This is a genomic window from Chryseobacterium sp. AG363, from assembly GCF_003610675.1.
Classification (GTDB): Bacteria; Bacteroidota; Bacteroidia; order Flavobacteriales; family Weeksellaceae; genus Chryseobacterium; species Chryseobacterium cucumeris.
Genome location: NZ_RAQF01000002.1, coordinates 2,649,988 through 2,663,319 on the forward strand (window position 1 = coordinate 2,649,988; position 13,332 = coordinate 2,663,319).

Consider the following 13,332-nt stretch of genomic DNA (forward strand, 5'->3'; position numbering starts at 1 on the left):
TATTATAATCTTGCATCAACCAGATTTCTGTCTAAACATGCTTTGGTATCAAAAACCACAGCATTTTCTTTTTTAAGCAGATCCAGATCCATTTCCAGAAACTCATTATGAGATACTGCAATCACTAAAGAATCATACTTTTTACCTTCCTGAAGAGCATCCAGAATATCAATTCCATATTCATGTTTCACTTCTTCCTTGCTTGCCCACGGATCATAAATATCAACATTTACTCCATAATCAGCAAGTTCTCGGTAGATATCTACGACTTTAGTATTTCTAACATCCGGACAGTTTTCTTTGAATGTAACTCCTAAAATTAGAGCATTCGAATTCTTGATCACTCCTCCCTTTGCAATTAGAAGTTTCACTACTTTAGCTGCAACAAACTTTGCAATAGAATCGTTTACACGTCTTCCAGACAAGATAACATCTGGGTGATATCCCAGCTGTTCCGCTTTGTGTGCAAGATAATAAGGATCTACAGAGATACAGTGTCCTCCCACCAATCCTGGTTTATACTTAAGAAAATTATATTTTGTTCCTGCAGCTTCCAATACATCATTCGTATCGATACCTACCCTATCAAAGATTAATGCTAATTCATTAACAAAAGAAATATTAACATCTCTCTGTGCATTTTCGATAGCTTTTGAAGCTTCTGCAACTTTAATGCTAGGTGCTTTATGAGTTCCGGCTGTAATGATTTTCTTATATAGATTATCTACTTCTTCGGCAATCTTTTCTGTAGAACCTGAAGTTACTTTTTTAACACTGGTAAGTGTATTTACCTTATCTCCCGGATTAATTCTTTCCGGAGAGTAGCCTACAAAAAAGTCTTCATTAAACTTAAATCCTGAATTTTTTTCAAGAACCGGTACGCATTCTTCTTCTGTACACCCCGGGAAAACTGTAGATTCATAAATAACAATATCTCCTTTTTTGATAATTTCTCCTAACATTTTTGAAGCAGAAATTAAAGGATTCAAATCTGGAGCATTATATTTATCAATAGGTGTAGGAACTGTTACAATAAATACATTAGCTTCGGCAATATCAGATAACTGACTAGTTGCTTTATAGCCTAAAGAGCCATTAGATTCCCTGTATTTTTTCAGTCCGTTATTTAATTTATCAACATCAGCTTCAAGCGTTATATCCTTTCCGTTATTAAGCTGATCAACACGCTGTGTATTGATATCAAATCCAAAGACAGGATAATGATCTGCAAATTCAAGAGATAAAGGAAGACCTACATAACCCTGGCCTATAACCGCTATTTTATATGTTGTTGCCATTAACTAAATTTATTTTTTATTTTTTGAAACCAAGATTGTTCTGTATGCTGGTTATAGCCATAACCGTATTTGTTACTGTATCCTAAATTTTCTCTGCTTACATCATTAAGAACAAATCCTACATTTCTGATTTTTTTCTGATCAATATTTCGATTGGCAAATTCCAATAATGCCTTTTCTGTGTATTTAGATCTGGAAACATAAATGGTTACATCAGAAAGTTCGGCAATAAGGAAAGTATCTGTTACAAGAAGCAATGGTGCAGTATCAAGAATAATATATTCATATTTTTCTTTCAATTCCGTCAGAAGAATTTCATAACGGCCGTTAGATAGCAATTCTGTCGGGTTCGGTGGAATCATTCCTGAATAGATTACATCCAGATAAGGATTAAAAGATGATACATGAATAATGTCTTCAAGTTTAGTCTCGTCATTGTAAAGATACTCCGTAAGCCCGGCAAGTCCTTTTCTGGCAGGATTATATCTCTGGAGCTGGGGGTTTCTGATATCAGACCCTATGATAATTGCTTTTTTCTTAGGATTGGCCAATGTTAAAGCCAAGTTTACAGATGTGAATGTTTTCCCTTCTCCTTTTACCGTCGAAGTAACGAATACTATTTTTCCTTTTTTCTCTTTTGAAAGCATGAAATTCATATTGGTAATAAGAATTCTGAATGCTTCCGCCATAGGAGTAATATCATTCATTTTAACAATCTCAGAATCTCCTTTTTCAAGACTTGGCAGTTCTGCAATAATAGGTGCATGCACCAGCTTTTCAAGATCGTGTTTTGTAACAACCTTGTTGTTGAAAATAGTAGATAAATAAATAATCAAAAATGGAATTAAAAGTCCCAAAAACAATGCTGAAATAAGGACAATCTTTCTGTTAGGTGCAATAGGGCTTGCTGATGCGTACGCTTTATCTATTATTCTTGCTTTAGGAGCAGTAATAGACTCAGCAATTGCTGTTTCTTCTCTCTTTTGAAGTAATAACAAGTATAAATTCTCCTTAATCTGCTGCTGTCTTTCAATACTTCTGAACATTTTTTCAATAGAAGGAAGTTTAGATATTTTATCTGAAACTTTATTCTGCTCACCAAGATATTCATTTCTTGCCAGCTCAAGACCTGTTTTATTTCTCTGCAAACTCTGCTCAATAGACTGGCGCATTGTGTTGATCTGTTTGGTAATATCTACCACTGTAGGGTTTTCTACAGTTGCAGACTCTAAAAACCTGTTTCTCTGAAGAACCAGCTGGTTGTAAGTAGCAATTCCTGCAATAGCTTCAGGGTTTTTCAATCCTACATTGGAAGGTAAAGCCTGATACTGGCCCTGTTTATTTACAAAACTGATCAAAGCATTAGTAAGTTCCAGCTGTGCATCCACATCAAGCTGTTTTTCTCTTGCAGCGGCAGAACTTTCCAGGCTTATTTTTGCCTCTGTTTCAAGGTCGGTAAGGTTATTTTTGGATTTAAATATTTCTTTTTGACTTTCTACATCCCCAAGCTCTCCAGTAAGTCTTTTAATTCTGTCTTCAATAAAGTCCAATGTCTTTTTAGATTCAGAATTCTTATCTAAAATAGCGTCATTGTTATATGCTACAACCAAAGCATTAAGTACATCTTCCGCTTTTGTAATTTGTGGATAGCTCATATCCAGTTTTAATACGGTAGCATCCTTATTAACTAAGCTTACCGCAAGCATACTTTGCAGCATGTCTACTTTTGTATCTACTGTTGAAATATAAAGTTCAAGATCATTCAGATTTACTTCTTTTAAAGCAGCCGGATTATATTTATCGTTTTTAGTGATGATAATATTGGCAAAGGGAAGTCCTATTGTCTTACCATAACCAGTAACAATTTCTTTTTTAGATTTATCTGTACTTACTATAAGTTTCTCTCCTTCTATTTTTAGAAGAACAGGAGTAGAAATTTCACCCGGTTTTTCATTAATTACCCTTACTTCAATCGGTGAGGTATCTTTATAGAGCTCAATTTTTCTAAGTTTAGACTTTGCAAAAATATCGGTCTGAAGGTTTTTATTAATGACTACTTCTTTCATTAGTCTTTTTGACTGCAACATCTCGATTTCATTAGCAATACTGTTTGTTTTCAGACCGCCTAAATTCGAAAAATCTGGTAAAACACCTAAATCATTATTTATAGGAGACGAGGAGTTTTTGGCATCTTTTACAAGTACTGTTGTCTGTACATTGTAAATGGGAGTCATAAATTTCAATGCAACATAACCTATTACTAAAGCAATAAAGGCGCTTAGAGCAAACCATGGCCATTTTCTTAAATAGGGCTTTACTATTTCATTAATATCAATATTACTTGAACTATTTTCTACTTCTAAAGATGGTGAAGACTGTTGGGTGTTCATTAATTTTTTTATTTCTTAAATAAACTGATTACTACTGCTACTGCTGTAATAGCAATAGAAGCTGCCGTAAGGTAAAGAGTCGTATTGGGATTTTGTTTTGCTAAAACATCTTTGGTATTGCTTGAGGAAACAATAATAGCATCACCTTGCTTCAGGTTGTAATAAGGAGAATTAATGAGATTAGCATCCTGAAGATTAATACGCCCATGAGAAACAATACCATTTTCTGTTCTGATCACCAATATATCTTCTCTTTTCCCATATTGCGTCAGGTCACCAGCCATTCCTAATGCATTTAAAACAGTTGCCTGTCCGTTTGCTATGGTATAGTCTCCTTGTCTGTTGACTTCTCCAAGTACTGTAACTTTAAAATTCGAGAGCCTGATATTAATTGTTGGGTTAATAACATACCTCGTCATTTTTTCTCTAAGTTCGTCTTTAAAAGCGGTCAGACTTTTATCCGATGTATTCAGTTTACCTAATATAGGAAAGTCAATATCTCCATTTGCATCTACAATATAAGTTGGTCCTGAAAGTACTGTTGATCCCTGATTAGGAGTATTTCCGCCGGCCATTGCATTTGTCTGGATAAGTTCTGAGGAAGAATAATTCTGATTAAAAGGTTTTACAACATCCATATCTTTTGCAGTGATCAGAATAACCAACTGATCCCCAACCTGGATTGTATTTGCTGAATTTTTCGCAGATGCGTTAATTGCAACCTGTTCTATATTCTGCATGTAATTTAAATCATTCTTAGCATTGGGGTTCACTTTGCAGGAAATCGCTAAAGAGGACACCAATACTAATGCTAATATTTTTCCTTTCATTATCTTGTTAAATTGTGCAAATATACATTTATATTTTTTCCTATTTATCCAAAGCCTCATAAATTGAATTATTGCTTCGGAATTCCGGCACTATTGTTTTAAGAATCCTTACAACTTCCACCTTATCTCTTCTCAGCGAAGCTTTAGTAATTTGCTTGGTAAGTGCATCTATATCTTCAAATCCCATTGAAGGATCTTTAGAAATCATAATTTTGTCATTATGAGTAGGAAGTGTTTTCGCATCATCACTCAGGAGTTCTTCATACAATTTTTCCCCCGGTCTCAATCCCGTATAGATGATCTTGATATCAATATTAGGTTCGAATCCTGATAACTTTATCATTCTTTTCGCAAGATCAATAATTTTTACAGGCTCACCCATATCAAAGACAAAGATCTCACCTCCTTCTCCCATTGTTCCTGCCTGAAGAACCAGTTCACAAGCTTCAGGAATAGTCATGAAATATCTTACAATTTCCGGATGGGTAATCGTTACCGGTCCCCCGGCTTCAATCTGCTTTTTAAAATGAGGAATTACAGAACCGTTGGATCCTAATACATTTCCAAATCTTGTTGTAATAAATTTGGTAACGTTTCCTTCTACATTCTGAAGAGACTGCACAAAAAGTTCGGCAGCACGTTTTGAAGCTCCCATTACATTGGTTGGATTTACAGCTTTATCTGTAGATACCATTACGAACCTGTTTACTTTATACTTGCTGGATAGTTTCGCAACAATTTTTGAACCTAATATATTAACGAAGATAGCTTCATGAGGATTTTCCTCTACCAAAGGTACATGCTTATAAGCAGCTGCATGATATACCATTGAGAAATTGTACGTTTGGAACAGAGATTCCATTCTATGATGATTGGAAACATCTCCTAAAACAAATTTGAAAGGAATATGAGGAAATTTCTCTCTCATTTCAAGTTCAATTTCATAAAGCGGTGTTTCTGCCTGATCTAAAACGACAATCAATGAAGGATTAAAGAGAGCAACCTGTCTTACGATCTCACTTCCAATGGAACCTGCTCCACCGGTTACTAATACTGTTTTATCAAAATGTCTGCTTTTAACTTTTTCGTTCTGAATTTTGATAGGCTTTCTATTTAATAAATCTTCAATCTGGAGATTTCTGATAGATCCACCCAGATCACTGTCTCTAAGCTTTTGTACAGATGGCGCTTTAAAGACGTTAAGATCTTTCTCTAAAAATAGATTTACCCATGAATTCATCTCATCTCTGGCCATCATTTCTTTAACAACAAGAACGCCATCAATAATAAGATCTTCTTTGGTATTTTCTTCTATTTTTTCTTTTTCATAAATGGGCTTTCCCAGCAGGGACGCTCTTTTAGAATCTGTTCTTTGTGTCAGAAAACCTACTACCTGATAAGGTAAACTCGGGTTATCAAGAATTGCACGTGCAATAGCAATAGACTGCTCATCAATTCCCAATACTAAAATTCTTTTTTTCAGTGCGCTTCTTCTGTATTCCCTCACAATATGGAAAAATTCCTTCACATAGAGTCTGAAAAGAAATAATCCCATAAATGAAATTACGAAATAAAGCATCAGATAAGGAGTAAGGATAAATTTGCTTCCTGTAATCCAGAAATAGCAGATATTTACAGTTCCGATAGCCAGCATTGTGCAAAAGCAGGAGATCAGGAGTTTAAATAAATCTATAAAGGTGGAATGGCGGATTATCCCGGCATAGGTCTTGAAGATATACATAAAAGCAGCATTCACCAGAATAATAAAAGCGAAAATTAGGCTTTTATCATCATGATATATGAATTCCTGTTTTGTAATTTTTGCGATAATGTAAGTAGAAAGAAATAAAGATATTACCAGAATAATAATGTCTATTACAAGAATTATCCATCTAGGAAGATATCTTACGTCTGAGAGATTGACAACATTATCCCCTCCAAATATTGTTTTTCTAAGAGAATTGTACATTGTCTATATTGGTGTTCATATTTAATTAAGGTATAATATCTAATTATCCAATCAAAGATAGTTTTGATACAATCATGCAAAAGTAAAATAAATTTATTTCAATATGCTGAAATCAAAAATAAATTTGATGTTACATTTATAAAATCTAACAATTTCATTGTGGTACAGCTAAACCCACAGACAAAAATCATACCATAGAAACTGTTTATGACTACGACATTTATCTATGTAAATTTTTTATTTCAGCTGTTTTTTCTTTAAAAGAATTATTAAATCTTTATATATCAATCTTTTTCAATGAACTGATTGTTTTTTTTCCTAAAAGTCATACGTCAAGTTTTTTTTTATTTATTAATATTTAGCCAAAAATATCAATTATTTTCTCATACTCAAAACCTTTACTCATCAAATATTTTATAGTTTTGGTTTTTTTTTGATATTCTTTCAAGCCAGTTTGTTTGGTATAATAATCATCAAAAATTTTTCTGATGGTTTTCTCATAATCTGAGTCATCAATCTCATCAAAACAAGAGCTTATCAACCTCTCTGAAATCTGTTTTTGTTTCAGATTGATCTTAATTTTGGTCTTTCCCCAGTGTTTAATGTAAAATTTCCCTCGGATATAGCTCCTGGTAAATCTTTCTTCGTTCAGAAAGTTTTCTTTCAGCAGAAATAAAATAATTTCTTCTTTTGCTTCATCAATAAGCAGAAACTCTCTCATCTTCTGTTCCACTTCCGCATGGCAGCGGTCCTGGTAAACACAATAGTTAACAAGCTTCTGTTTAATTTCGTCGAAAGTATAAGATTTCTTTTCCATTGTAATAAAAAAAGAATGAGCAGTTTGCCCATTCTTTATATGATATTGGAATGTCTGTTAGTAATTGAACAGAGCTTTACCTTCCATTAATTCGTTAACTTTCTTTCTTACAGATCCAAGAACTTCTTCATTCTTGATATTATCTACCACTTCAGAAATTAACCCTGCAATAGTATCCATATCATTTTCTTTAAGTCCTCTGGTTGTAATAGCAGCAGTTCCTAATCTGATACCAGATGTTGTAAATGGTGATTTATCATCAAAAGGAACCATATTTTTATTACAAGTAATATCAGCAAGTACTAATGCTTTTTCTGTTTCTTTACCGTTTACTCCTTTATTTCTAAGATCTACTAACATCAGGTGATTATCTGTACCACCGCTTACGATATCAAAACCTCTGTCGATCATTGCTTTTGATAATGCCTGAGCGTTAGATTTAACCTGTTTTGCATAAGTTTCGAACTGTACGTCCAATGCTTCACCGAACGCTACCGCTTTACCAGCAATTACGTGCTCAAGAGGACCACCCTGAATACCTGGGAATACAGCTCCGTCCAGCACCTGGCTCATCATTTTAATTTCTCCTTTTGGGGTTTTGTGACCGTAAGTATTTTCAAAATCTTTACCCATCATAATCATCCCTCCTCTTGGTCCTCTAAGGGTTTTGTGAGTAGTAGTCGTTACTACATGACAGTGTTCGAATGGAGAGTTTAACAATCCTTTTGCCACTAGACCTGCCGGGTGAGCAATATCTGCCCAAAGCGTTGCTCCAACTTCGTCTGCTACTTCTCTGAACTTAGCATAGTCTAAATCTCTTGAATACGCTGAGAAACCTGCGATAAGCATTTTTGGTTTTTCTCTCAATGCCACTTCTCTCATTTGGTCATAATCGATAAGACCTGTTTCCTGCTGAACTCCGTAAGAAACTACGTTATATTGAATCCCTGAGAAATTCACTGCAGAACCGTGAGTAAGGTGTCCTCCCATTGAAAGGTCCATCCCCATGATTTTGTCACCTGGTTTCAAAACTGCAAGATAAATGGCTGCATTCGCCTGAGAACCGGAATGCGGCTGAACATTCACGTAGTCTACTCCAAAAAGTTCTTTAGCTCTGTTAATCGCTAAAGTTTCAACCTCATCTACTACTTCACATCCTCCGTAATATCTTTTTCCGGGATATCCTTCAGCATATTTATTTGTCAGTACACTTCCCATTGCTTTCATCACGTTTTCAGAAACAAAGTTTTCTGATGCAATAAGTTCTAAACCATGGGTTTGTCTTTGTCTTTCCTTTTCAATCAGGTCGAAAATAATATCCATTTTACTTTTAGTTTTTGAAATTTTCACCCCAAATGTACGGAATTTTCGTCGAGATTTCTCTATTGAAAAAATGATTTTTAAACACTAAAAAATGAATATATATATCCACAAATCCTACATTATGGTTCTTTTAAATGTGTCAAAAAGCCTTTAAAATTCATCATCAGAAAGTTCTTTATTCACCATAGCTCCGGCAAAATTCCCTTGGGCAACTGCATTGGCTACGGAACGCATCATGGTTACAGTATCTCCACAGGCAAAAAGTCCGGAAACGGTTGTTTTCTGCATTATATCCACTTTAATAAATCCCTGTTCTGTTATTTCACAGCCCAGATCATCAACATTGATATTTTGCTCAAAAGGAATTTTCGCATACAAAGCCTGCAATGGAACTTCCTTTCCGTTTTTAAAAATTATTTTTTGAATGAAACCATTTTCATGTTTTACTTCTTTGATTTCATCTTCGTTAAGGATGATATTATTATTCTTTAGTTTTTCAAGTTGTTCGTCACTAAGAACAGCTTTTCCATTGGTAAATAAAGTAAGGTTTTTAGTCAGATTAAAAATCAGTTTTGAAAACTCGTAGGCCATATCTCCGTTGGAAAGAATTCCGGTAATTTCATTTTTTACTTCATAGCCATGACAGTATGGGCAATGAATAACAGAAATTCCCCAACATTCTGCAAATCCGGGAATATCCGGCATAATATCCTTCACTCCTGAGGCAAGGATCAATTTTTTAGCGTAAAATTTTTCACCTGTTGAAGTTTCAATCACAAAACCTTTATTTGCTTTCGAAGTTTTTACCACTGTTCCATTATAAAATCGTACGGTATCATACTTTCCTACATCTTGTTTTGCCAGCTTTGCAATTTCCGCAGGTGTTTTTCCGTCATGAGTAACAAAATTATGGGAATGTGGAGTTTGTCTGTTGCAAGGTTTTCCGTTATCGATAACCAGGACATTTCTTAATGATCTTCCCAAAGCCATTGCTGCAGATAATCCTGAATAGCTTCCTCCTGTTATGATGACATCAAAGTTTTTGTTTTCCATAGTTTAGTTGATAATTGATAATTGATAATTGATAATTGATAATTGATAATACAAAGTTAACCTAAAATCAATTAACGCAATAAAGTTGCAATAATATTTATCTATTAGCTTTATCCTATCTGCAAATCATCATTTCCAACGTTATTGAAAACTATTTCCATTCATTTTTAACTTCGATAATTTCATCCTGAATTCTCTTGTTGATATTTATTTTTGCTCCCTGCAAACTGAAAATTGCAGTTCCTCTTTCTCTCGCGTAAGGATTGGTAATGGAATCTTTTAATGTTGCAATTTCAAAAAAGGAACCGGATTCTTTAAGTTCTTTTCCTGCTTCAGATACCTCTTTAATCCTGATCACATTTTTATATTTTTTGTTTACATCTATCCAATTGATATAATCTGCATTAAATGACACTGCCACGACTCCGGCTTTTGAGTAATAATTAATAGCTCCGGTCTGTCCGTAATTATCACACAGTACCATGGTTTTTCCGGTTTTTGACAATCTGGAATATTCTTTATCTACTTTTTGAGCCAGCTCTTTCCAACCCTGCATATCAGCAAAATCCTGTGGCAGCGGATGATCTTTTCCATCTTCCCAGCGAAGCAACCCTAATTTTTTGTATTGACTTTGGTGGGACACGATGTATTCAGGACTTTTATTTGGAAAAGCCACATTATACAAAGGCAGAAATAAAAGTATTGGAATAAGTATGCTAACCGGCTTCAAAAATCTTTTCCGGCCTTTTTCAAATAAATTTCCGAGAAAAACAGCACCAAAAGCAATATACACAGGATAGAGTCCGATTGCGTAGTAATCTTTTGCTTTAAAAAACAAAAACAGAATGATCGTGAAGATATAGCTCCAAAAGAAAAACCTGTATTTTTCAAAAGGTTTGTATAACAGCAATGCTCCCCAGCCTGCAATAATCACAAAAATAACTCCGGCAAAAAATAAAATCTGGGATTTCATAAAATCCATTCTGTCTACATGTACAAGCTGCCGTTCAGAAAGTTCTTTCATATGATGAACAACCGGGAACTGGTTCTGGTACTGCCAGAGAAGGTTGGGAAAAATAATAATCAAAGCTAAAAGTGCAGCCCAGTACACATGAGGCAGCATAAAAATCTTCCTTTGCTCTGTCAGCAATAATGCAGGAATAAGCCCTAACAATGAAAAAGCAATATTGTATTTATTTAATATTCCTATTCCGACAATGATGGCACCTATATACAACCATTTTACTTGTTGGGAATTGAAATATTTAATCAGACTGTAGTAAATAAACAACCATAGGAAGATCTCCAGAGAGGTTGGCTGGAATAACATATTTACCCGAAGAAGTACTGAAAATAATAGCCCTAAAGAAGCCAGTACTTTAGCAAACAGGTTTCCATTGAGCTCTTCCACAACTTTCCATGTCAGTACTATCGTCAAAGCTCCGAACAGCGCTGGAAAGAATTTAACCCAAAAGATGGAATTTCCCAACATTTTAATTATCCAGGCCAACCAGGAATTAACGGGAGGAACGGAGAGATATCCCCAGGCAAGGTGATTAGCCTGATCAAGATGCAGGTATTCATCTCTGTGAAGTTCATACTCAGGGCTTATCAGCGAGTATTGGAGTGCAAACTTTGCAATGATAAAAAGTAACAGAATCCAATAGTCTTTTTTCATGGAGATATAGTTTGGAATTTAAAATTAAGACATTTTAAAATTACTTTTTGTTACACCTTTCCGAATTTATTATCAGCAATTTCAGTTTTTACTTTTTGAATCTTGTCTGACCAATAATTAATTTCCTCATTTTTATCCGGGAATTCTTCTATAGATTTATTCTGACATGAAATCAATGATTCCTGATAAGACTGCAAGATGGTTTTTAAATACATTTCATAGTCATTAGGATTTTTGGGAATATATCCAATTCCATCACAGCCGCATGTATGAAAGCATTTTCCTGTTTTTAAAAGACTTTCTATAATTTTCCATTCTTTGACTGCTGTTTTTTTTGGAGCTTTGAAATCTTTCCCCAGATCAGCCATTACGTTGCTGCACTCAGGACATTTTATAGTTCTGTTTTCAATCTCTGAAACAATTTTTTGTAATTCTTCTGTTTCTCTTTTTGTGAAAACATATCCCACTTTACGAATTACCTTCCCATTAGGCTCATGGTATACTTTTTCTTTTTCTACTCTTTTTATAATATCGTATACATTCTGTTGTTTAAATGATTTTCTGCATTTGAAGCATACGTAATGTGATTTATAGGTTTTCCCAGCGTATCTGCACATTTTTCATAGATTATCCAATTCAAATATAGGAATTTACACTTGCAAAAGTTTTGATCTAAAAAAAGAATCCCGGACGAAAAAAATTCCTCCGGGATTCACAGTTTAAAAGTGTATAGTGTAGTTTATTATTTTTTATTTGCTTTTTCTTTAAGCTCTTCTTTGTCTTTATCAGAAGGGTTCCAAACTTTCACTTCGGTATCTTTTGTGATATTTGATCCCGGAAGAATCTGAACGTTGATCCCGTCACTAGCTCCCAGTTTCACATATACTTTTTTGAATTTCCCATCTTTTTGTTTTGCTTCTACGAAAGGTACATCTTTTCCTTGTTTCTTTTCGTACTGAACTAAAGACTCATCCAATAATAATGCATTTTTCTGAGAACTCAACACAATTTCACCATTCGCAGAAAAACCTGCTCTAATATACTCATTATTAGGATTAGTTACGTTTCCTTCTACCGGAAATTTAATTGTTCCTGCATTATCTTTTCCTTTTGGAGCAATCATCGTTAGTTTTCCAGGGAAAGTTTTATTTTGAAGAGCACCGATCACGATGTTCATATCCATCCCTTCACTTAGCTTTCCTGCTTGTGCTTCATCAATTTCACCTTTAAAAATCAAAACATTTAAATCAGCCACTGAGCAGATTGTAGTTCCGGCATTAAAGTTATTGGCTTCAATCACCTGGCTTCCTGCTTTTACAGGAACTTCCAGTACAGTACCTGAAGCTTTGGACCGAATTTCTGTAGTCGCTAACCCTTGTCCTTTAAGTTCAGGAGTGGCACCTGTTTTAGCAATCTGTAATCTTTTTTGAGCGGTATTCAATTGCTGCTGGGCATTTTTTAAAGTCTGTTGCTGAGAGTACAATTGCTGCTGGGCGTTCAGATACTCCTGTTTAGAAGCTACTCCTTGTTTGTATAGCTTATCCTGCATTTCAAACTGTTTCTGCATATTCCCTACATTCATCTGAGCATTGCTGATCTGGATCTGCGCATTCTGAACTTCCTGCTGAGCAGCGTTTACTTCGGAGATACTTGGAACAATTTTTACGGTAGCAATCAGCTGTCCTACTTCTACTTTATCTCCTTCTTTTACTAAAATCTTATCGATAATCCCAGCAATATTGGGTTTGATTTCAATTTCTTCCTTGGGAACAATTTTCCCTGTAGCCATTACTTTATCATCCATATTCTGGATAGTAGGTTTGCGGGTAAGGAAAGCCTCACTTTCTTTGGAGTTTGATTTGATAAAATAGCCAAGCCCTGAGAACAATGCCACTGCAAATAAAAGCCCCAAGACTATATAAATGGCTTTTTTCCAGGTGAATTTCTTTTTCATATGTATAGTTTATTTTTTTT

The 13,332-nt window shown here is 34.7% G+C and carries 10 protein-coding genes; all 10 read right to left on the reverse strand.

Annotation, left to right across the window (positions count from 1 at the left end; translation table 11 throughout):
• Window positions 1-2: 2 nt before the first annotated feature.
• The 10 genes from DEU39_RS11995 to DEU39_RS12040 all read right to left on the reverse strand — a co-directional run bounded on the left by DEU39_RS11995 (window position 3) and on the right by DEU39_RS12040 (window position 13,312).
• Window positions 3-1,298 carry a nucleotide sugar dehydrogenase gene (locus tag DEU39_RS11995; RefSeq protein WP_120232071.1) on the reverse strand — a complete coding sequence of 432 codons (1,296 nt, stop codon included), beginning with the start codon at window positions 1,296-1,298 and terminating at the stop codon, window positions 3-5.
• On the reverse strand, window positions 1,298-3,688 hold the full coding sequence (locus DEU39_RS12000) for a GumC family protein (RefSeq protein WP_120232072.1): 2,391 nt from the start codon (window positions 3,686-3,688) through the stop codon (window positions 1,298-1,300). Before DEU39_RS12000 ends, DEU39_RS11995 begins: the two co-directional genes overlap by 1 nt.
• Window positions 3,689-3,696: 8 nt before the next feature.
• Complete coding sequence (locus tag DEU39_RS12005) at window positions 3,697-4,518, reverse strand: polysaccharide biosynthesis/export family protein (protein WP_120232073.1); 822 nt, start codon at window positions 4,516-4,518, stop codon at window positions 3,697-3,699.
• 40 nt (window positions 4,519-4,558) lie between these two features.
• Complete coding sequence (locus DEU39_RS12010; protein WP_120232074.1) at window positions 4,559-6,487, reverse strand: polysaccharide biosynthesis protein; 1,929 nt, start codon at window positions 6,485-6,487, stop codon at window positions 4,559-4,561.
• 358 nt (window positions 6,488-6,845) lie between these two features.
• Window positions 6,846-7,304, reverse strand: a complete 459-nt coding sequence (locus tag DEU39_RS12015; protein WP_062673988.1) for a regulatory protein RecX — start codon at window positions 7,302-7,304, stop codon at window positions 6,846-6,848.
• Between the two features lie 57 nt (window positions 7,305-7,361).
• Entirely contained in the window at window positions 7,362-8,627 is a 1,266-nt protein-coding gene (glyA, locus tag DEU39_RS12020; protein ID WP_034699074.1) for a serine hydroxymethyltransferase, read from the reverse strand.
• Window positions 8,628-8,777: 150 nt separating this feature from the next.
• On the reverse strand, window positions 8,778-9,680 hold the full coding sequence (locus DEU39_RS12025) for an NAD(P)/FAD-dependent oxidoreductase (RefSeq protein WP_120232075.1): 903 nt from the start codon (window positions 9,678-9,680) through the stop codon (window positions 8,778-8,780).
• Between the two features lie 151 nt (window positions 9,681-9,831).
• Complete coding sequence (locus DEU39_RS12030; RefSeq protein ID WP_120232076.1) at window positions 9,832-11,358, reverse strand: glycosyltransferase family 39 protein; 1,527 nt, start codon at window positions 11,356-11,358, stop codon at window positions 9,832-9,834.
• 50 nt (window positions 11,359-11,408) lie between these two features.
• A complete protein-coding gene (locus DEU39_RS12035) occupies window positions 11,409-11,975 on the reverse strand; it encodes a hypothetical protein (RefSeq protein WP_120232077.1) in 567 nt (188 codons plus the stop codon).
• A gap of 125 nt (window positions 11,976-12,100) precedes the next feature.
• A complete protein-coding gene (locus DEU39_RS12040; protein WP_062673981.1) occupies window positions 12,101-13,312 on the reverse strand; it encodes an efflux RND transporter periplasmic adaptor subunit in 1,212 nt (403 codons plus the stop codon).
• Between the last annotated feature and the right edge of the window lie 20 nt (window positions 13,313-13,332).